Annotated in this window: 20 protein-coding genes; 9 read left to right on the forward strand and 11 right to left on the reverse strand. The window is 61.7% G+C overall.

Going from position 1 to position 20,193, the window contains the following annotated elements; all coding sequences use genetic code 11:
• Nucleotides 1-20: 20 nt before the first annotated feature.
• Both cydB and ABVN20_RS09955 read right to left on the reverse strand, forming a co-directional pair.
• A complete protein-coding gene (gene cydB, locus ABVN20_RS09950) occupies nt 21-1,028 on the reverse strand; it encodes a cytochrome d ubiquinol oxidase subunit II (RefSeq protein WP_368555461.1) in 1,008 nt (335 codons plus the stop codon).
• Nucleotides 1,029-1,031: 3 nt separating this feature from the next.
• Nucleotides 1,032-2,471: a cytochrome ubiquinol oxidase subunit I gene (locus tag ABVN20_RS09955; protein WP_368555462.1), complete on the reverse strand. Its 1,440-nt coding sequence runs from the start codon at nt 2,469-2,471 to the stop codon at nt 1,032-1,034.
• A gap of 501 nt (nt 2,472-2,972) precedes the next feature.
• Between ABVN20_RS09955 and ABVN20_RS09960 the strand changes: the two genes are divergently transcribed.
• On the forward strand, nt 2,973-4,211 hold the full coding sequence (locus ABVN20_RS09960) for an MFS transporter (protein ID WP_368555463.1): 1,239 nt from the start codon (nt 2,973-2,975) through the stop codon (nt 4,209-4,211).
• Here ABVN20_RS09960 and ABVN20_RS09965 read toward each other — a convergent pair.
• The 3 genes from ABVN20_RS09965 to ABVN20_RS09975 are packed head-to-tail and all read right to left on the reverse strand — an operon-like array spanning nt 4,208 to nt 7,925.
• Nucleotides 4,208-6,409 carry a xanthine dehydrogenase family protein molybdopterin-binding subunit gene (locus ABVN20_RS09965; protein ID WP_368555464.1) on the reverse strand — a complete coding sequence of 734 codons (2,202 nt, stop codon included), beginning with the start codon at nt 6,407-6,409 and terminating at the stop codon, nt 4,208-4,210. The genes ABVN20_RS09960 and ABVN20_RS09965 overlap by 4 nt on opposite strands.
• Nucleotides 6,406-7,395 carry a xanthine dehydrogenase family protein subunit M gene (locus ABVN20_RS09970; protein ID WP_368555465.1) on the reverse strand — a complete coding sequence of 330 codons (990 nt, stop codon included), beginning with the start codon at nt 7,393-7,395 and terminating at the stop codon, nt 6,406-6,408. The genes ABVN20_RS09965 and ABVN20_RS09970 overlap by 4 nt, the downstream gene beginning before the upstream one ends.
• Entirely contained in the window at nt 7,392-7,925 is a 534-nt protein-coding gene (locus tag ABVN20_RS09975) for a (2Fe-2S)-binding protein (RefSeq protein WP_368555466.1), read from the reverse strand. The genes ABVN20_RS09970 and ABVN20_RS09975 overlap by 4 nt, the downstream gene beginning before the upstream one ends.
• A 196-nt stretch (nt 7,926-8,121) precedes the next feature.
• Here ABVN20_RS09975 and ABVN20_RS09980 point away from each other — a divergent pair, with 196 nt between their 5' ends.
• On the forward strand, nt 8,122-8,400 hold the full coding sequence (locus ABVN20_RS09980; protein ID WP_368555467.1) for a type II toxin-antitoxin system RelE/ParE family toxin: 279 nt from the start codon (nt 8,122-8,124) through the stop codon (nt 8,398-8,400).
• 13 nt (nt 8,401-8,413) lie between these two features.
• Nucleotides 8,414-8,701, forward strand: coding sequence for a HigA family addiction module antitoxin (locus tag ABVN20_RS09985; protein ID WP_368555468.1), 288 nt, complete (start codon nt 8,414-8,416; stop codon nt 8,699-8,701).
• Nucleotides 8,702-8,707: 6 nt separating this feature from the next.
• Here ABVN20_RS09985 and ABVN20_RS09990 read toward each other — a convergent pair whose 3' ends face one another.
• Both ABVN20_RS09990 and ABVN20_RS09995 read right to left on the reverse strand, forming a co-directional pair.
• Nucleotides 8,708-9,259 (reverse strand): DJ-1 family glyoxalase III, encoded by a 552-nt coding sequence (locus tag ABVN20_RS09990; protein ID WP_368555469.1) that lies wholly within the window; start codon nt 9,257-9,259, stop codon nt 8,708-8,710.
• Nucleotides 9,260-9,325: 66 nt separating this feature from the next.
• A complete protein-coding gene (locus tag ABVN20_RS09995; protein WP_368555470.1) occupies nt 9,326-9,772 on the reverse strand; it encodes a DUF4879 domain-containing protein in 447 nt (148 codons plus the stop codon).
• 222 nt (nt 9,773-9,994) lie between these two features.
• On the opposite strand from ABVN20_RS09995, the gene ABVN20_RS10000 reads away from it, so the two are divergent.
• Together ABVN20_RS10000 and trmA are read left to right on the forward strand one after the other, a co-directional pair.
• Nucleotides 9,995-11,290 carry an NCS2 family permease gene (locus ABVN20_RS10000; RefSeq protein ID WP_368555471.1) on the forward strand — a complete coding sequence of 432 codons (1,296 nt, stop codon included), beginning with the start codon at nt 9,995-9,997 and terminating at the stop codon, nt 11,288-11,290.
• Complete coding sequence (trmA, locus tag ABVN20_RS10005; RefSeq protein ID WP_368555472.1) at nt 11,287-12,366, forward strand: tRNA (uridine(54)-C5)-methyltransferase TrmA; 1,080 nt, start codon at nt 11,287-11,289, stop codon at nt 12,364-12,366. The genes ABVN20_RS10000 and trmA overlap by 4 nt, the downstream gene beginning before the upstream one ends.
• A 54-nt stretch (nt 12,367-12,420) precedes the next feature.
• On the opposite strand, the gene ABVN20_RS10010 is transcribed toward trmA, so the two are convergent.
• Both ABVN20_RS10010 and ABVN20_RS10015 read right to left on the reverse strand, forming a co-directional pair.
• Nucleotides 12,421-12,867, reverse strand: a complete 447-nt coding sequence (locus tag ABVN20_RS10010) for a DUF2442 domain-containing protein (protein WP_368555473.1) — start codon at nt 12,865-12,867, stop codon at nt 12,421-12,423.
• Entirely contained in the window at nt 12,864-13,292 is a 429-nt protein-coding gene (locus ABVN20_RS10015) for a DUF4160 domain-containing protein (RefSeq protein WP_368555474.1), read from the reverse strand. The genes ABVN20_RS10010 and ABVN20_RS10015 overlap by 4 nt, the downstream gene beginning before the upstream one ends.
• Nucleotides 13,293-13,507: 215 nt before the next feature.
• Here ABVN20_RS10015 and ABVN20_RS10020 point away from each other — a divergent pair, with 215 nt between their 5' ends.
• From ABVN20_RS10020 to ABVN20_RS10030, 3 genes are all read left to right on the forward strand, one after another.
• Nucleotides 13,508-14,419: a LysR family transcriptional regulator gene (locus tag ABVN20_RS10020; protein ID WP_368555475.1), complete on the forward strand. Its 912-nt coding sequence runs from the start codon at nt 13,508-13,510 to the stop codon at nt 14,417-14,419.
• 131 nt (nt 14,420-14,550) lie between these two features.
• Nucleotides 14,551-14,991: a type II 3-dehydroquinate dehydratase gene (gene aroQ, locus ABVN20_RS10025; RefSeq protein ID WP_368555476.1), complete on the forward strand. Its 441-nt coding sequence runs from the start codon at nt 14,551-14,553 to the stop codon at nt 14,989-14,991.
• A 5-nt stretch (nt 14,992-14,996) separates the two neighbouring features.
• A complete protein-coding gene (locus ABVN20_RS10030) occupies nt 14,997-15,851 on the forward strand; it encodes a shikimate dehydrogenase (protein ID WP_368555477.1) in 855 nt (284 codons plus the stop codon).
• 42 nt (nt 15,852-15,893) lie between these two features.
• On the opposite strand, the gene ABVN20_RS10035 is transcribed toward ABVN20_RS10030, so the two are convergent.
• The gene (locus tag ABVN20_RS10035; protein ID WP_368555478.1) at nt 15,894-16,571 is read right to left on the reverse strand and encodes a TetR/AcrR family transcriptional regulator; all 678 of its coding nucleotides are present in this window, start codon (nt 16,569-16,571) and stop codon (nt 15,894-15,896) included.
• A gap of 102 nt (nt 16,572-16,673) precedes the next feature.
• Complete coding sequence (quiC, locus tag ABVN20_RS10040; protein ID WP_368555479.1) at nt 16,674-18,575, reverse strand: 3-dehydroshikimate dehydratase QuiC; 1,902 nt, start codon at nt 18,573-18,575, stop codon at nt 16,674-16,676.
• 293 nt (nt 18,576-18,868) lie between these two features.
• Here quiC and ABVN20_RS10045 point away from each other — a divergent pair, with 293 nt between their 5' ends.
• Complete coding sequence (locus tag ABVN20_RS10045; protein WP_368555480.1) at nt 18,869-20,185, forward strand: MFS transporter; 1,317 nt, start codon at nt 18,869-18,871, stop codon at nt 20,183-20,185.
• The last annotated feature ends 8 nt before the right edge of the window (nt 20,186-20,193 follow it).

The following is a 20,193-nucleotide window of genomic DNA, read 5'->3' on the forward strand; positions in this document are numbered from 1 at the left end:
GACGCCATCCAGGCAGGCGACTAGTGGTAACCATCTTCGTGGGTGACCTTGCCGCGGAACACGTAGTAGCTCCAGAAGGTGTAACCCAGGATGAACGGGATGATGAACAGGGTGCCGACCAGCATGAAGCCCTGGCTCTGCGGCGGTGCGGCGGCGTCCCAGATCGAGATCGACGGCGGCACGATGTTCGGCCACAGACTGATGCCCAGACCGCTGTAGCCCAGGAAGATCAGCACCAGGGTCAGCAGGAACGGCGTGTAATGCGCATTGCGGGCTACGGCGCGGATCAGGCCATACATCGTCACCAGCACCAGGATCGGCACCGGCAGGAACCAGAACAGGTTCGGCAGGGTGAACCAGCGCGCGGCGATTTCCTCATGGGCCAGCGGGGTCCAGATGCTGACGATGCCAATCACCGCCAACAGCACGAATGCCAGGGGCCGCGCCAAGTCGTGCATCTGCTCCTGCAACTTGCCTTCGGTTTTCATGATCAGCCAGGTGCAGCCCAGCAACGCGTAAGCCACCACCAGCGCCGCACCGCAGAACATGGTAAACGGCGTCAGCCAGTCCAGTGAGCCCCCGGCAAACTGGCGATCGACCACCGGCAGCCCGTCGATGAACGCCCCCAGCGCCACGCCCTGGAAGAACGTGGCCGCCACCGAACCGCCAATGAATGCCTTGTCCCACAAGTGACGCTTGTCGTCCTTGGCCTTGAAACGGAATTCGAACGCCACGCCGCGGAAAATCAGGCCGATCAGCATGAACATCAGCGGCAGGTAGAGCGCCGAGAGCACCACCGAATACGCCAGCGGGAAGGCGCCGAACAGCGCCGCACCGCCCAGCACCAGCCAGGTTTCGTTGCCGTCCCAGACCGGCGCGACGGTGTTCATCATCACGTCACGGTCGGTCTTGCCCGGAATGAACGGGAAAAGGATGCCGATGCCCAGGTCAAAACCGTCCATGACCACGTACATCATGATGCCGAAGATAATGATCACGGCCCAGATCAGCGGAAGATCAATACCCATGATTCAAATCTCCTTGGTCAGGCTGGGGCGGTGGTCGTCGGCGCCATCGTCGTCGGCAGCGGACAAGGGACGTGCCGGCGTGCGTTTCTTGCCAGGCCCACCGTCGTTGGTTTCCTTGCCTTCGTCGATCTTCGGCCCCTTGCGCACCAGGCGCATCATGTAGCCCAGGCCGGCGCCGAACAGGGCGAAATACACCACCACGAACAGCACCAGGGTGATGCTCATCTGCATGACGCTGTGATTGGAGGACGCATCCGCCGTGCGCATCAGGCCGTAGACGACCCACGGCTGGCGGCCGATTTCAGTGGTGAACCAACCGGCGAGAATCGCGATCAGGCCGGACGGCCCCATCCACAACGCCAGGTGCAGGAACGGCCGCGACGTATACAACTTGTCGCTCTTGCGCAGCCACAGGCTCCACAGGCCGGTGAAGATCATCAGCAGGCCCAGGCCCACCATGATCCGGAACGACCAGAACACGATGGTCGAATTCGGCCGGTCTTCGGGCGGGAACTCCTTGAGCGCCGGCACCTGCTTGTCCAGCGAGTGGGTCAGGATGATGCTGCCCAGGTACGGAATCTCGACGGCGAATTTGGTTTTTTCTTCCTTCATGTCCGGCCAGCCGAACAGGATCAGTGGCGTCGCCTCATCACCTTTGTTCTCCCAGTGGCCTTCGATCGCCGCGATCTTCGCTGGCTGGTGTTCCAGGGTGTTGAGCCCGTGGAAGTCACCGATGACCGCCTGGATCGGCGCGACGATCAGCGCCATCCACATGGCCATCGACAGCATTTTGCGGATCGCCGGGTTGTCCCTGCCGCGCAGCAAGTGCCAGGCCGCCGAGGAACCGACGAAGAACGCCGTGGCCACGAAGGCCGCCGTGGCCATGTGCATCAGGCGGTAGGGGAACGAGGGGTTGAAGATCACTGCCAGCCAATCGGTCGGGATCACCTGGCCGTTGACGATTTCAAAGCCCTGCGGGGTCTGCATCCAGCTGTTGGACGCGAGAATCCAGAACGTCGAGATCAGCGTGCCGATGGCGACCATGACGGTGGCGAAGAAGTGCAGGTTGCGCCCGACCTTGTTCCAGCCGAACAGCATGACCCCCAGGAAACCGGCCTCGAGGAAGAAGGCGGTGAGCACCTCGTAGGTCAGCAGTGGCCCGGTTACGGAACCAGCGAAGTCCGAGAAGCGGCTCCAGTTGGTGCCGAACTGATAGGCCATCACCAGGCCAGACACCACGCCCATGCCGAAGTTGACGGCAAAGATTTTCGACCAGAAGTGATACAGGTCGCGGTAGGTGTCGTTGTTGGTTTTCAGCCACAGACCTTCGAGTACCGCCAGGTAACTCGCCAGGCCGATGGTGATGGCCGGGAACAGGATGTGGAACGAGATGGTGAACGCGAACTGAATTCGGGCGAGATCAAGCGCCTCCAAACCGAACATAAGTCTTCCTCTGTCAGGTAATACCGGCTGAAGGCTTGCGGCCTACACCCACTGCCCCCACGGATATGGAGTGTGGCGAATTTCGATTCGTTCTTTTTTTACAAACATCACAACGTAGGGAGTCTGGCCATCCGGCCGCCGGATCAATTGCGAAACTGGCATTGATCTGGATCAAGCTTGAGTAAAAGAGTAGTCCGGTTTTTGCCGATGGACGGTGTGGTCTTTTGCCGCGTGACAGGTTGCCTCAGCGACTTGACGGGGTGCCTTTCCCTCCCCCGCCCTCCCCTGTAGGAGCGAGCTTGCTCGCGATGGTCGTCAACGATGACGCAGAAAGGCAGGTACCCCGCGGTGACCTTAAGTCCATCGCGAGCAAGCTCGCTCCTACAGGGGAGAGGATCCTAGGCCAGATAGATGTCTTGCTAACAATTTTTTCAGCGCTGCAACTTTTGGTTACAGGTTGGTGATAACCTCGCCTTTCCCTCCGCTCAAGACCTGCTCCAGATGCCCAGCCAAGCGCCCTTGCTGTTACGTCATCACCGCCCTTTCATCGCGTTCTGGCTGGCCCGGATCTTCACCGCCAGCGGCTTTCAGATGCTCACCGTGGCGATCGGCTGGAACCTCTATCAGCTGACCGGCAACGTGCTCGACCTCGGCCTGGTCGGCCTGGTGGAATTCGCGCCCCGCGTGCTGTTCATGTTGCACACCGGGCATGTCGCCGACCGCTATGACCGACGCAAGGTCGCGGCCATCTGCCAGTCGCTGCAAGCCCTGATCGCCCTGACCCTGGCGATTGGCGGCGCCACTGGCCACGTTACCCGGGAAATGATCTTCATCCTCGCCTTCCTGCTCGGCGCCGCCCGCTCCTTCGAGATGCCGACGACCCAGGCCTTGCTGCCGAGCATCGTGCCTCCCGCGCTGTTTCCCCGCGCCGTGGCCGCGGCACAGTCGGCGCAACAGTCGGCCACCATCGTCGCCCCGGCCCTGGGCGGCCTGCTCTACGCCTTCGGCAGTGTCTGGGTGTACGGGCCGACCGTGATCCTGTACGTGATCGCCTGCACGCTGATGCTCAACCTGCCAGCCCGACAAACGCCGTTGAACAAGGGCAAGGCAACCCTGGACTCGCTGCTGGCCGGCATCCGTTTCATTCGCAGCCGCCCGGACATCCTCGGGGCGATCTCCCTGGACCTGTTTGCCGTGTTGCTCGGCGGGGCGACGGCGCTGCTGCCGGTGTTCGCCAAGGACATCCTGCTGACCGGGCCCTGGGGCCTGGGCCTGCTGCGCTCGGCGCCCGCCGTCGGCGCACTGCTGATGTCGTTGTGGCTCGCGCGGTTCTCGGTGGATCGCCATGTCGGTCGCGTGATGTTCACCGCTGTCGGAGTGTTCGGCGTCGCCACCATTGCCTTCGGCCTCTCGACGTCGTTCTGGTTTTCTTTGGGCGTGCTGGTGGTGCTGGGCGCGGCGGACATGATCAGCATGGTCATTCGCGCCTCCTTCGTGCAGCTGGAAACACCAGACGAAATGCGCGGCCGGGTCAGCGCCGTCAACGGCCTGTTCATCGGCGCCTCGAACCAGTTGGGCGAATTCGAATCCGGCCTCACCGCCCACTGGTTCGGCACCGTGCCGGCGGTGGTCATGGGCGGCGTCGGCACGCTGGTGGTGACCGGGGTGTGGATCAAGCTGTTCCCGACCCTGGCCAACCGTGACCGCATGCATGTGCCGGTGGAAGAGGCCAAAGTCTAGAGCAGTTTGTCGAGGGTGATGGGAAAGTCCCGCACCCGCTTGCCGGTGGCGTGGTAGATGGCGTTGGCCACCGCCGCCGCGACCCCGACGATGCCGATTTCACCCACGCCCTTGGACCCGAGCGCATTGACAATCTCGTCGCGTTCTTCGACGAACAGCACATCAATGTCGCCGATATCGGCATTCACCGGGATGTGATATTCCGCCAGGCTGTGGTTCATGTGACGCCCCAGCCCATGGTCGGTTTGCGTCTCTTCTTGCAAGGCCATGCCGATCCCCCACACCACCCCACCGAGAATCTGGCTGCGGGCCATTTTCGGATTGACCACCCGCCCTGCCGCGATGGCGCTGACCACGCGATTGACCCTGACCGTGCCCAGGTCCTCATCCACCAGCACTTCGACAAAAACCGCCGAGTGGGTCGCGGTGGCATAGGCCTGGCGCTTTTGGTCGGGTTCGGCATCCACCTGCACCTCGATCCGCTCTTCACCGCTGTTGCGAACCAGTTCGGCCAGCTCGATTCGTGCGCCTCCCCACGACAGGTAGCCCGCTTCAAAAACAGCCTGTTCAGTCGTCACGGCACTGAAATCCGCCGAGCTCTGCCGCGCCACGGCCAGCAGTTTTTCCTTCAGCGCTGCGCAGGCCCGCTGGACGGCGGTGCCGACCGACGACACAGTGAACGAACCGCCCTGCAACGGCGCCTTCGGCAATGAAGAGTCACCGAGAACGAACGTGACGTCTTCCAGGCACACGCCCGACGACTGGGCTGCGATTTGCGTCATCACCGTGTAGGTTCCGGTGCCGATATCGGTGGTCGCGCTGCTGACTGTCAGTTTACCCTGCTCGTCGAGCGTTGCCCTGGCACTGGCTTTCTGTTGCATCGCCTCCCAGACACCACCGGCCATGCCCCAACCGACCAAATGGCGGCCCTGGCGCATGCTGCGCGGCTCGGGATTGCGCTGCTCCCAGCCAAAACGCTGCGCGCCCTGGGCATAACATTCGCGCAGTTCTTTGCTGGAGTAGGGCTTGTCCTCGTTCTGGTTCCGCTCGGCATAGTTGTTCAACCGTAACTGAACAGGATCAATCGCCAGCGCACAGGCCAGCTCGTCCATCGCGCACTCCAGGCCGATCAGCCCCAGCGCCGCACCGGGAGCACGCATGTCCAGCGGGGTGAATACATCGAGCGGCAGCAGTTTGTAGGTCAACTGCACGTTGTCGCAGTGATAAAGCATGCCGCTCCACTCGACCACGTGTTCGGTGAAGTCCTCGAAACGCGAAGTCTGGCCAATGGCCGTGTGCGCGACCGCGAGCAAACGCCCATTGGCCGCCGCGCCCAACTGCAGGCGTTGCAGGGTGCGGGGACGATACCCGAAGGTGAACATCTGCTGGCGAGTCAGCGTTACACGTACAGAACGCTTGAGGTGTAACGCGGCCATCACTGCCAGCGGCAACTGATATTGCGGACGCAGACCGGAGCCGAATGCGCCACCGACGTATGCAGCGAAGATTCTGACTTGCTCTTTCTCCAGGCCGAAGACTTTCTGCACATAGGACTGACAGTTCTGCGTGCCTTGAGTCTTGTCGTGGATGTGCAGGCTGCCGTCGGTCTGGTACAGCACCGTACTGGCGTGCGGTTCCATCGGGTTGTGATGTTCGATGGGCGTGCTGTAGTGCAGATCCAGGCTCAGGGCCGCACCGGCGAACTCCGCCTGGAAATTCCCACGCGGCTTGGGCAATTCGGCGGGGGCTGGATGCGCATCGCCCTGCAGACTCAACAGATCTGTCTGATGGGATTGTGCTTCGTATTCAACGCTGATCAATGAACCCGCGTGCCGCGCCAGCTCCAGGTTATCCGCGACCACCAATGCCAGCGGTTGTCCGCTGTACAGCACTCTATCGTTGTACAACGGACGGAACGGCGAACCATCGGCCGAATCCGCGTCCTCGTAACTTTTGTCGTAACTGGCGACGCTCGGCCGATTGGTGTGGTCAATGACCGCGACCACACCAGGCAAAGCCAGCGCCTTCGAGGCGTCGATGCGGATCACTCGGCCTCGGGCGATGGAGCTCGACACGACACTGCCATGCAGCAACCCCTGTTCGGGGAACTCCCCGGCGTACCGGGCTTGACCCGTGACTTTGAGGCGACCGTCGACGCGATCCAGCGGCTGACCGATGGCTTGGGTAAAGGTGTTCATTGGACCCGTCCTCCCTGCGCGGCGGTGTTCAGCGCGCGAATGATGGCTCGACGGGCCAGCGCCACTTTGAAGGCGTTGTGATCGAGTGGTTCGGCGTCTTGCAGCAGAGTGTCCGCCGCGTTGCCAAAGGTTTCATGGCTGGGTGCCTTGCCCACCAGTGCACGCTCCACCGCTTCATCACGCCAGGGTTTGTGCGCCACACCACCCAGCGCCAGTCGCGCCTCGCGGATGATCGGCCCTGTCAGATCCAACGCAGCCGCCACTGACACCAGGGCAAAGGCATAGGAAGCGCGATCGCGGATTTTCAGGTAATGGCTGTGCTCGGCAAAACCTGCCGCAGGCAGTTCAATGGCGGTGACCAGTTCATCGTCCGCCAGCTGGTTATCCCGCTCGGGGGCATCGCCCGGCAGACGATGAAAGTCCGCAAACTCGATAGTCCGCGCAGCGTCACGGCCCTGGACATGCACCACAGCACTCAAGGCAGCGAGCGCCACGCACATGTCTGAAGGGTGCGTGGCCACGCATTGGGCACTGGCGCCGAGAATCGCATGAATCCGGTTAAGCCCTGCCCGCGCCGGACAACCACTGCCCGGCTCGCGCTTGTTGCACGGCACGCTGGCGTCATAGAAGTAATAACAACGCGTACGCTGCAACAGATTACCGCCGGTGCTGGCCATATTGCGCAATTGCGGCGAAGCGCCGGCGAGAATCGCCTGGGACAGCATCGGGTAACGCTGTTCGATCAAGGGATGCCAGGCAAGATCGGCATTGCTGACCAAGGCACCGATCATGACCCCGCCGCCAGCGGTTTCGCTGACGTTGTTCAGGGCAAGCCCGGTGATATTGATCAGATGCTCTGGTCGTGTGAGGTTTTCCTTCATCAAATCCAGAAGGTTGGTGCCACCGGCAATGAACCGCGATGCGGGACCGGCCAGTTGCACCGCCTCCTGAACCGACTCGGGCTTGCTGTATTGGAACGGGTTCATCGCTCACCTCCAGGCTCAGTGGGTGAACCGCAGGCTGGCAACGCTTCCTCGATAGCATCACGGATGTTGCTGTAGGCACCGCAGCGACAAAGGTTGCCGCTCATCAGTTCAGCAATGTCGGCCGTGGAATGCGCCCGACCTTCATTGGCCAGCCCCACCGCAGAACAGATCTGCCCCGGCGTGCAATAGCCGCACTGAAAGGCATCGTGCCTGATGAAAGCCTGCTGCATCGGGTGCAGCTCATCGCCACTCGCCAGGCCCTCGATCGTGGTCAGTTGCGCACCTTGGCACATCACTGCCAGGGTCAGGCAGGCATTCACACGCCGACCATCGCGCAGCACCGTGCAGGCACCGCACTGGCCGTGATCGCAACCCTTTTTAGTACCGATCAAGTCCAGTTGCTCGCGCAGCAAGTCCAGCAGTGTGGTCCAGGGCAGGACCTCAAGCCGCAGTTCCTTGCCGTTGAGCGTCAGGGCCAACGGATGACGGACAAACGACGCTGGCGTCGCTTCGCAAAAGCTCGCGCTCATAAACACCTCACGGTTGGTCGTACGTTCGCGGCGTTTTGGCAAACCGCCGTCATAAGGGGTACGACTTCGGGGGTGTTTGAGCGTTCAAGGGGATTGATCAGGAGCACTCGGCGAAGATCACCTTGCACGTTTTTCCCGATCAAGTGCGGTACATGGTTACCGCATTCAGTGTAATGTATCGCCTTACACTTGCCCCATGATCAAATCCTTTCAGCACAAAGGCCTTCGCGGCTTCTATGAAACAGGTTCGACGCGTGGAATTCGGGCAGACCATGCAAAACGGCTGTCACGAATGCTGCAATTCATGGACCGGGCACTGGTGCCTGACGATCTCGACATCCCTGGATGGCGATTACACCCACTCCGGGGTCAATGGATTGAATACTGGTCCCTGAGTGTTTCGGGAAATTGGCGGGTCATTTTTCGTTTTATCGGTTCGGATATCGAATGCGTCGACTATCTGGACTACCACTGACAGGAGGCAGGAGATGCCCTTGCACAACCCGCCACACCCTGGCGATACGCTTCTGCAGGATGTACTGCCCGAGTTGGGTCTCAGCGTGACAGCGCTTGCCCGGCACCTGGGCTTTGCGCGCCCGCACCTGTCGAGGGTGCTGCATGGGCATGCTCCGATCAGCCCGGACCTGGCCGTTCGCCTGGAGCGCGCCGGGATTGGCAAGGCGCGGATGTGGCTCGCCGTGCAGTCTGATTATGATCTCTGGCAAGCGGAACAGCGTGAGCAGCCGGTCATCGAGCTGCTTGCCAATCACGCCTGAGATTTTCTACCCCGCCATTTCCCCCGCCACGGCCACTCTGGTGGCCTTGCCGCAGAGTTGCTCGACCAGCGTGAGGGCGAACTCCAGTGCGCCTGCGGAACCCTGGGCGGTCACGCAGTTGCCATCGACCACCACCGCTTGATCGACAAAATGGCAGCCGGACAGGTGATGGCTGGCCGAAGGCAGGCAGGTCATGCGGCGTTGACGCAGCACGCCGCTGGCTTGCAGGGCCAGGGCCGGGGCTTCGGCGATGGCGGCGAACAAGCGGCCGGCGGCCGCCTGGTCCTTGATCAATTGCTGCAAGGGTTGATGGGCCGACAGGTGCTGCGCGCCGACGGCACCACCGGGCAATGCAATCAGGTCGAACGGCTGCGCCAGTACGTCCACCAGCATGCCATCGGCCGTAATACGCGTACCACGGGCACAGGTGAGCATGCGTCGCCCCTCGATGCTCGCGACCACCACTTCCACCCTGGCGCGGCGCAGCACGTCGATCAGGGTCACGGTCTGCAAGTCATCAATACCCTCGGCGAGGGTAATCAGGGCTCTAAAGGTCATGGGCGCAATCCGCAGGATGATCCTTAAAGCGTAGCCAGCTTTGCTGACGGTCGTTCGAGCGCGCCGTTACTTGATGTAAAGCTGCGTCGACAGGGTGTTGCCCGGGGCATTGATCGACGTATTGCGGAAGGTGAACGTGCCTTCCTGCTTGCCAGCCAGATCGAAGACATACAGGTAGCCCACCGTTCTTCGCCCGACCGTGCACTCGGTGAGGTTGCCATTATCGTAGGCACAGACAGGCGTGCGGGTGCCGTTCACCACAAAACCGTCCAGCCCGACCTGGGCCGCTCGACCATACCCGACTTCCAGCACGTAGACCTTGATGTTCGGCCCGGAGTGATCGCAGCGGGTCCTCTCCTGCCCTTCGTCGATGCTCTCGAAACCACAGCCGGGCGATTCGACCTTGAGCACCTTGACCTGGGTCAGCGGTGCCGCCGATGCCGCCATCGCAGTTGGCGCCCCCAGCAACAAGCCCGCCGATACGGCCAATAAGCTAACCAGACACTTTTTCATGCAAATCCCCATCGCCCCAAAACCAGCGCGCAGTATGGCGCACTTGGCTTTAACGCAAAACATCGACGACGATCACGGCCATAAGCAGCCACAACGCTACGCTGCTGGTATGATGCGCGGCTTTTTCCGACCCACAGAAAATTCCCAGGCGCCCGTAACGGTCTGTGCTTTGCTGTTGAGGTCGATACATTCACGGCGCCGGGCGCGCCACGGGGAGCAGACATGCTGGAAAGGCTGTTTCAACTCAAGGCACACAACACCAATGTGCGCACCGAAATTCTTGCGGGCGTCACGACGTTCCTGGCCATGGCCTACATTCTGTTCGTCAACCCGAGCATTCTCGGCGAGACCGGCATGGACAAGGGCGCGGTGTTCGTCGCGACCTGCCTGGCGGCCGCCATCGGCTCCACGGTCATGGGCCTGATCGCCAACTATCCGATCGCCCTCGCACCGGGCATGGGCCTCAATGCCTTCTTTACCTATACCGTGGTCCTGCACATGGGCCACACGTGGCAAGTGGCGCTGGGTGCGGTGTTCATCTCCGCCGTGTGCTTCTTCCTGCTGTCGATCTTCCGTATTCGCGAATGGATCATCAATAGCATCCCGCTGCCCCTGCGCTCGGCGATTGCCGCCGGTATCGGCCTGTTCCTGGCGCTGATCGCCCTGCACAACGCCGGTATCGTGGTCAGCAACCCGGCGACCATGGTGGGCCTGGGTGACCTGAAACAACCCGCGCCGATCCTCGCCACCATCGGCTTTGCCCTGATCGTGGCCCTGGAAGCCCTGGCGGTCCGCGGTGCGGTGCTGATCGGCATCCTGGCGGTGACCATCGTCTCGATCCTGATGGGCTTCACGCCATTCGGCGGCGTGACGTCGATGCCACCTTCCCTGGCACCGACCTTCCTGCAACTGGACATCAAGGGTGCGCTGGATATCGGCCTGGTCAGTGTGATCTTCGCCTTCCTGTTCGTTGACCTGTTCGACAACTCCGGCACCCTGATCGGCGTCGCCAAGCGCGCCGGCCTGATGGGCAAGGACGGCCACATGCCGAAAATGGGCCGTGCCCTGATCGCCGACAGCACCGCGGCCATGGCCGGTTCGCTGCTGGGCACGTCGACCACCACCAGCTACATCGAATCCGCCGCCGGCGTCAGCGCCGGTGGCCGTACCGGCCTGACCGCCATCGTGGTCGCGATCCTGTTCCTGCTGGCGCTGTTCTTCTCGCCACTGGCCGCCAGTGTCCCGGCGTTCGCTACCGCGCCGGCGCTGCTGTTCGTCGCCGTGCTGATGACATCCGGCCTGGCCGAAATAGACTGGGAAGACATCACCGTTGCCGCCCCCGTGGTGATCACCGCCCTGGCCATGCCGTTCACCTATTCCATCGCCAACGGCATCGCCTTCGGCTTCATCGCCTGGACCGCCATCAAACTGATGTCCGGTCGCGGCCGTGAGCTGAACCCGGCGCTGGTGATTCTGTCGATTCTGTTCGTGATCAAGTTGGGTTGGTTCAACGCATGACTTTTGATTCCCAGGCCTACACCGTTCAGCTAGAAGAAAAGGTCGCGCGTCTGCGTGACCTGCTGGCCCCGTTCGATGCGCCCGAGCCTGCGGTGTTCGACTCGCCGCTGCAGAATTTCCGCCTGCGTGCCGAATTCCGCCTGTGGCGCGAAGCCGGTGAGCGTCATTACGCGATGTTTTCCCAGGAAGACAAACGCACGCCGATCCTGATCGAGCAGTTCCCGATTGCCAGCCTGCGCATCAATGAGCTGATGCCGCAGCTCAAGGCCGCCTGGCAAGCCAGCGCCGCACTGAGCCACAAGCTGTTTCAGGTGGAGTTCCTGACCACGCTGGCCGGCGATGCGATGATCACCTTGTGCTATCACCGCCCGCTGGACGAACACTGGCATGCAGCGGCGTCGAAGCTGGCCGCGGACCTGAACGTCAGCGTCATTGGCCGCTCCAAGGGCAAGCGCGAAGTGATCGGTCACGACTACGTGGTCGAAAAGCTCGAAGTCGGTGGCCGCACATTCAGCTACCGCCAGCCGGAAGGCGCGTTCACCCAGCCGAACGGCACCGTGAACCAGAAAATGCTCAACTGGGCCTACGACGCGCTGGGCGACCGCAGCGACGATCTGCTGGAACTGTATTGCGGCAATGGCAACTTCACGCTGCCCCTGGCGACCCGTGTGCGCAAGGTGCTGGCGACCGAGATCAGCAAGACATCGGTCAACGCAGCCCTGAGCAACCTCAGCGAAAACGCTGTGGATAATGTCACGCTGGTGCGTCTGTCCGCCGAAGAGCTGACGCAAGCGCTGAATGAAGTCCGCCCGTTCCGACGCCTGCACGGCATCGACCTCAAGAGCTACGAGTTTGGCAGTGTGTTCGTCGACCCGCCGCGTGCCGGCATGGACCCGGACACCTGTGAACTGACCCGGCGCTTCGACAACATCCTGTACATCTCCTGCAACCCGCAGACCCTGGCCGACAACATCGCCCAGTTGCACGACACCCATCGCATCACCCGCTGTGCGATGTTCGACCAGTTCCCGTGGACTCACCACATGGAATCCGGCGTGTTGCTGACCCGGCGTTGATAGCCTAAGTACGCGACAAAACAGCCGTCATGAAGACGGCTTTTTTGCGCGCGCTCATTCAGTGACTTCAGCCTTGCGCGGACGCCCGCCCTTGCGGCCATTCGCCCTTGCCGCCTCGGCCTTGGCAGCGCTGCTTTGGCGCCCATTGCGCGAGGCGACAACCGAAGCGGCCATGTCCATCAGCGGTTTGCTCGCCGAAATCATCCCGGCAATGGACACCTGCAGGTCCTTGCGCTCATGGCACAGAGCCGTCCCGGAAAAACCCACCGTCAGGTCGGCGTAGTCCTCAACGTCGAAATCATCGAACTCGGCATAGTTGCGCACAGGCAGCAGCACGCCACTGCCGTCGATGAAACTGACCGCCAGGCATGGATCGACAAACGCCACCGAGGTGACCCGCAAACTGCTTTTCTGGCGTAGCTGGCCACGCTGTATGGCCTCGGCCAGCGAGGCCTCGGTGACAGGACGATCGACCCGCAGGCCGGCTTCAACGGTTTTCATAGCTGGATCTCCACCCCTTCCGAAGCGCCCAACAGCGCCAGCAGGGTCTTGTTTGTCTCGGGCTCATAAGACGCCGAATAAATCATGTGGGTGGTGCTGGCGACTCGCTTCACCACTACGACTTCGCTGGTCTGCCAGTCCCACACCTGATGATCGAGACAGACCGTTTGCAACTTTTCCCACCAGATACGCCGGGCGTGACGCAACTGGGCGGGTTGCCCGAGCGCGTGACGCAACCCTTCCAGTACTGCCACTGGCGGCCGCTTGAACAGTGGGACCACATCCCACAGCTCGACGCTGTTGCGCCAGAAGCTGAATTTGAAGCGTGCACTCCAGGCTCCGGCATCCACATGGGCATGGGGCGGGCAGTGTTCATCACGCAACAGGATCACGACTGAAAGGCCTTTGTAGCTGAACAATTTCATACTAACCCATCCGTTAGGTTATTGAGCCTCATGGCTCACCATTCCTTGAACAATCCGATAATCGGTGCAGAGCGGCATTCGATTACCCGCCCTTCAGGCTAGCCATCGAACCGAGCATGGGTGGGCCCATTACGCGCAAAAATGGTAAGCAATCCTTTCGGTTCTTTGGTAAACACTGTCTCAACCCCTTCATTTGATCCCCGGTGTAATCAATCATGCAGCGCACTTTCGACGATCTTCAGCTCGGCAGCATCGAACTGTTTTGCCTGGCGGCCGAAGCCGGCAGCTTTACTGCCGCAGCCCTTGTGGCAGGGGTCACACCGGCGGCGGTGAGTCGCTCGGTGTCGCGCATGGAGGAGCGCCTGGGCGTCAGGTTGTTCGCACGCACCACCCGCAGCGTGAAAATGACCGACAGCGGGCGCCGCTATTACGAGGAGTGCCGTCAGGCGCTGGCGCAGCTGGTGGAAGCGCAGCGCGAAGTGATGGGCCAGCAGCAGGAGCCCTCGGGCACCTTGCGCATCAGCATTCCAACCACCTATGCCCATCACCGGATCCTGCCGCTGCTCCCGGCCTTTCGGCAGCGGTTCCCCCAGGTCAAGGTCGAGTCGCACATCAGCAACCGCAACATCGACTTTGTCGGTGAAGGCTATGACCTGGCCATCCGCGTGCGCGCCATTCCCGATTCAGGACTGATCGCCCGCCAGCTGGAAGATGCAGCACTGGTGATGATCGCCACGCCCGAATACCTCAAGCGTGCCGGCACCCCGCAAACGCTGGACGATCTCAAGCAACACGAATGCATTCAGTACGAGTTGCCCAGCAGCGGCCGGCGCATTGCCTGGTTGTTCAATGACAACGGCGAACAGCGCGAGATTCTCGCCGAAGGTAACCTCAGTTGCTCGGACGATGTGCTGGGCGGCGTGACCCTGGCCAAGCACAGTGCAGGGCTGTTCCAGACCTACCGTTTTATCGTCGAAAAGGAGCTGGCGGACGGCTCGCTGGTGGAAATCCTCAAACCCTATGGCGGACGCTCGCGTCCTTTCACCCTGCTCTACCCGCAAAACCGTCATATGCCGCTGCGCCTGCGGGCGTTCATCGACTTTCTGCTGGAACAGATGCCCCGCTGAAACCGTCCGATCACCGCACACAACCGCCCGAGACGGCCGTCGGTCAATTGACCAAATTAACCATTCGGTACATTTTATCTCCACAGGCTGGTTCACCGGCCCATTCCAACAATAAAAAGTGGAGAGATGCGATGTCCCCTATCGTTCTGGTGCTCAACGGCCCGAACCTGAACCTGCTGGGCACCCGTGAGCCAGACACCTACGGCCACGAAACCCTGGCAGACATCTCGGCACTGTGCGGACGCGCCGCCGAGGAATTCGGTCTGACGGTGGAGTTTCGCCAGACCAACCACGAAGGCGAACTGCTCGACTGGATTCATGGCGCACGCGGGCGTTGCGCCGGGATCGTCATCAATCCCGCCGCCTGGACCCACACCTCGGTCGCCATTCGTGACGCTCTGGTGGCCAGCGAACTGCCCGTGATCGAAGTGCACCTGTCGAACGTGCATGCCCGCGAACCTTTCCGCCATCACTCCTTCGTTTCCGCGATTGCCACCGCGGTGATGGCCGGGTTCGGCAGCCACGGCTATCGCCTGGCGCTGGAGCATTTCAGCCTGCGCTTGAAGGGGTAACCATTGTGACTCAGCACAGCACTGTACTGGCCGGGCTGATCGGCGCCGGCATCCAGGCCTCGCGCACGCCCGCCCTGCACGAACACGAGGGTGACGCCCAGGGTTTGCGCTACCTCTATCGCCTGATCGACCTCGATCAGTTGCAACTCGACAGCCAGGCCCTGCCCGACCTGTTGAAGTCAGCCGAGCAGATGGGCTTCACCGGGTTGAACATCACCTTCCCGTGCAAGCAGGCGATCATCCCCCTGCTCGACGAACTGTCCGCCGAAGCCCAAGGCATCGGCGCCGTGAACACCGTGGTGCTCAAGGACGGCAAACGTATCGGCCACAACACCGATTGCCTGGGTTTCGCCGAAGGATTCAGACGGGGCTTGCCGGACGTGGCGCGCGAACGTGTCGTCCAGATGGGCGCCGGCGGCGCAGGTGCGGCGGTGGCCCACGCGTTGCTGAGCGAAGGCGTACAACAACTGAGCATTTTCGACGTGGAGATCCGCCGCGCACAAAGCCTGGCGGACAACCTCAATCAGCATTTTGGCGCCGGGCGCGCCGTGGCCGGGCATGATTTGCCGACGACCCTGGAACAGGCCGACGGCCTGGTCAACACCACCCCCATGGGCATGCAGAAACTGCCAGGCATGCCGGTGCCCGCCGAATGGCTCAGGGCGCAATTATGGGTGGCCGAGATCGTTTACTTCCCACTGGAAACCGAGCTGCTGCGCCACGCCCGCGCCCTGGGTTGCCGGACGCTCGACGGCGGCAACATGGCGGTGTTCCAGGCGGTGAAGGCGTTTGAACTGTTCAGCGATGTGGTGCCAGACGCACAACGCATGCTCGCGCATTTTCAGCGCATGAATGGCTGACAGGCGTTCCGGAGCCGGTTGACCGGCTCCGGGAAAATGCGATCAGGCTTGCAGATAGCGCAGCACCGATTCGCAGATCATCTCCCGATGGCGTTGCTTGACGCCCTCTTCCGGCAACTCGATCTGAAAAATCTCACCGACCGTGTGCCGGTTCGACACGCGATAGAAGCAGAACGAGCTGATCAGCAGGTGCACGTCCAGCGGCACCAGCCCCGGACGGAACACGCCTTCCTGGACACCGCGTTGCAGGATCTCGCCGAGCGAATCGAGGATGGTGTTGTTCATCGCCTTGATCGCATCGGAGCGCTTCACATACTCGGCGTTGTGAATGTTCTCGATGCTGACGATGCGCACGAAATCGACGTTGCGATCATGGTGATCGAAGGTGAACTCGACCAGGCGCCGAATCGCATCCTGCGGCGCCAGCTCGGCCAGGTGGAGGCGGCTCTCGGTGTTGCGAATGTCGCCGTAGAGCTTCTCCAGCACCTCGAGATACAACTGCTCCTTGCTGCCGAAATAGTAATAAATCATGCGCTTGGAGGTGTGGATACGCTCGGCGATCGCGTCGACGCGAGCACCGGAAAGGCCCTGCTGGACGAACTCGACAATGGCTTCTTGAAGAATGTTCTCGCGGGTCTTTTCCGGGTTGTTCTTGCGACTCTTGCGCGGCTCGGCCAAGGGTTCGTCGGGCGCTGCGGAAAGTTCTGAAATAAAGGTCATCGTGGGCTCACGGCCATCACTGTACAAGCTGGCGATTATGAGCCGCACCGCACAGCGAAGGAAGCCGCGCGGCACGGGTTTACTCTCGTGCTTACCAATTTCCTACAACTTTGCCTGACGAATCGCTCCGCTGCGGGACTTGGCCATGGCCGCCAGGCGCACCGCGACGTTGGCCGCTCCGTACCCGGCATAGCCATTCTTGCGCTGGATGATTTCGAAGAAGAACCGGCCTTCGAAGGGTTCGGTGTACACGTGGAACAGCTCGCCACCCTGGGTATCGCGGTCGTACAGCACGTTGTAGTAAGCCAGTTCGCTGAGGAACTCATCGTCGAAATCGAACCGTGCCGCCAGGTCATCGTAGTAATTGAGCGGGATGTCCAGCAGCGGCACACCGGCGGCCTTGGCGCGGCTGACCTGGGCGAAGATGTCGTCGCAGTCGAACGCGATGTGATGCACGCCGGAGCCGCGATAACTCGACAGCGCGTGTGAGATGGCGGTGTTGCGGTTCTCGGAAATGTTCAGCGGCAAGCGAATCGAACTGTCGCGGCTACGCAAGGCCCGGCTCTTCACCAGCCCGTAAGGGTCTGGCAGCACCACTTCATCGTCGGCCTCGAAATCCAGCAGGCTCTTGTAGAACAGCACCCAACTGTCGAGGCTGTCCGCCGGCAAGGCCATCGCCATGTGGTCGATGCGCTTGAGACCGCCACCAGCCACCGCGTTCGCTTGCAGATGGAAATCGGTGCCATAGACGTCGGCCTGCTGGTCCACCAGGTAAATCAGACTGCCATCGGGGGCTCGTACGCTGGCCAGTTCCAGTTCGTTGGGGCCGACCAGCCCGCGATAAGGCTGGCCCTTGTAGGCCACCGCCCGCGCCAGTGCGCTGGCGCTGTCCTTGACCCGCACAGCCGTGGCACACAGTGACGGACCGTGCGCCTCGAAAAAGCTGTGGGCAAACGAATAGGGCTCGGAGTTGAGAATCAGGTTGATGTCGCCCTGACGCATCAGGCTCACGTTTTTCGAGCGGTGCAGTCCGGCCTTGACGAAGCCCAGCCGCTCCAGCCAATGGGCCAGCTTGGCGCCCAGGGCGTCGTCCACGGCAAACTCGAGGAACTCGACGCCGTTGTATTCGCAGGCGGCCGGGGTCTCGAAGAGGATGTCGGTGTTCACCGCAGGTGGCGTGGTTTGCGCCAGGCGCTCGCGGGTTTTCTCTTCCAGGTACAGCAACGAACGCAGGCCGTCGGCGGCGTTGGCCCGTGGCGGCGCAGCGCGGAAACCGTCGTTGAAAATTTCCAGGGACAACGGCCCGGTGTAGCCGCTCTGGATGATCGGCGCGAGAAACCCCGGCAAATCGAATTCGCCCTGGCCCGGGAAGCAGCGGAAATGCCGGCTCCACTCCAGCACGTCCATGGCCAGGATCGGCGCGTCGGCCATTTGCACGAAGAAGATCTTGTCGCCGGGAATGTCGGCGATGGCACGCGGATCGCCCTTGAGCGAGAGGGTGTGGAAGCTGTCGAGCAATACGCCCAGGCTCGGGTGATCGGCCTGACGCACGATGTTCCACACCTGTTGATAGGTGTTCACATGCCGGCCCCAGGCCAACGCCTCGTAACCAATGCGCAGGCCCCGCGCCCCGGCGCGTTCGGCCAGCAGGCGCAAGTCATCGACTAAAATCTGCTCATCGCCCACTGAATCCGCCGAAGCGTTGCTGCACACCAGCACCAGGTCCGTGCCCAGCTCCTGCATCAGGTCGAACTTGCGCTCGGCCCGTTCCAGGTTGCGCGACAGGCGATCACGGCGGCAGCCTTCGAAATCGCGGAACGGCTGGAACAGGGTGATGGCGATCCCGAGATCGGCGCACATCTGTTTAATTTCCCGCGGGCTGCCGTCGTAGTAGAGAAGGTCGTTTTCGAAAATCTCCACCCCGTCGAATCCGGCGGCGGCAATGGCTTCGAGTTTTTCCGGCAGGGTGCCGCTCAAGGACACGGTGGCAATGGAACGTTGCATGGTTCGACTCCCGGGGGAAGCTGCGGCTACTGGGAATTCGCGCCGCTTTTGAAAGAATGAGTCGATTATTGAGCTGCGTTTTTCTTTGGGCAATTCAAAGTGTACTATCCGGTTAGTTTTGCGTGCGATTATCGAACACAATGCCCGTTGGCGAATTGACGATTTTTTGTCCACTGCGCAACATCAATCCCACATTGAGCCCTTCGTGAATCGCCGGGTTCGGTTACCAACGAAGTACCACACCTCATAAAAATAATCGGGTGGCCTACATGACTCCTTCTCAAAGCTCTCCCATGGAGCGTCCCTCCATGTCCTCTGCCCACAGCGGCATCGGCGACAAGATCCGCGGTGCCATGGCGGTCGGCAAGACCCGCTGGGGCATGCTGGCGCTGGTGTTTTTCGCCACCACCTTGAACTACATCGACCGCGCCGCACTGGGCGTGATGCAGCCGATCCTGGCCAAGGAAATGAGCTGGACGGCGATGGACTACGCCAACATCAACTTCTGGTTCCAGGTCGGTTATGCCATCGGTTTCGTCCTGCAAGGCCGCCTGATCGACCGGGTCGGCGTGAAGCGCGTGTTCTTCTGCGCCGTGCTGCTCTGGAGCCTGGCGACCGGCGCCCACGGCCTGGCCACTTCGGCGGCCGGCTTCATGGTCTGCCGCTTCATCCTCGGGCTGACCGAGGCCGCCAACTACCCGGCCTGCGTGAAAACCACGCGGCTGTGGTTCCCGGCCGGCGAACGCGCCGTGGCCACCGGCATCTTCAATGCCGGCACCAACGTCGGTGCGATGTTCACGCCGATGCTGTTGCCGCTGATCCTGCACGCCTGGGGCTGGCAGGCCGCGTTCCTGTGCATGGCGGCACTGGGCGGTATCTGGTTGCTGTGCTGGGGCCTGAAGTATTTCAACCCGGAAGATCACCCGAGCGTGAATGCCGCTGAACTGGCTTACATCCAGAAGGAAGTGGAACCGGAGCAGACCCGCGTACCCTTCTCGCGAATCCTGCGCATGCGTGGCACCTGGGCCTTCGCCCTCGCCTACTCGATGACCGCGCCGGTGTTCTGGTTCTACCTGTATTGGCTGCCGCCGTTCCTCAATCAGCAATACAACCTGGGGATCAACGTGACCCAGATGGGTATCCCGCTGATCATCATCTACCTGACGGCAGACTTCGGCAGCGTCGGCGGCGGCATCCTGTCTTCGTTCCTGATCGGTCGCGGCGTCAACCCGATCAAGGCGCGGTTGCTGTCCATGTTCCTGTTCGCCTGCTGCATCATCGGCGTGGTCATGGCCGCCGGCTCCAGCAGCCTGTGGGTCGCGGTGTTCGCCATCTCCCTGGCGATCGGTGCGCACCAGGCCTGGACGGCGAACATCTGGAGCCTGGTGATGGACTACACGCCCAAACACATGATGAGCACCGTGTTCGGCTTTGGCGGCATGTGCGCGGCCATCGGCGGGATGTTCATGACCCAACTGGTCGGCCACATCCTGACGGTCACCAACAACAACTACACGGTGCTGTTCACCCTGATTCCGGCGATGTACTTCATTGCGCTGACCTGGATGTACTTCATGGCACCGCGCAAGATTCCGACCGTTAGCGAATAACCGGATTT

Source organism: Pseudomonas sp. MYb118, from assembly GCF_040947875.1.
Taxonomy (GTDB): domain Bacteria; phylum Pseudomonadota; class Gammaproteobacteria; order Pseudomonadales; family Pseudomonadaceae; genus Aquipseudomonas.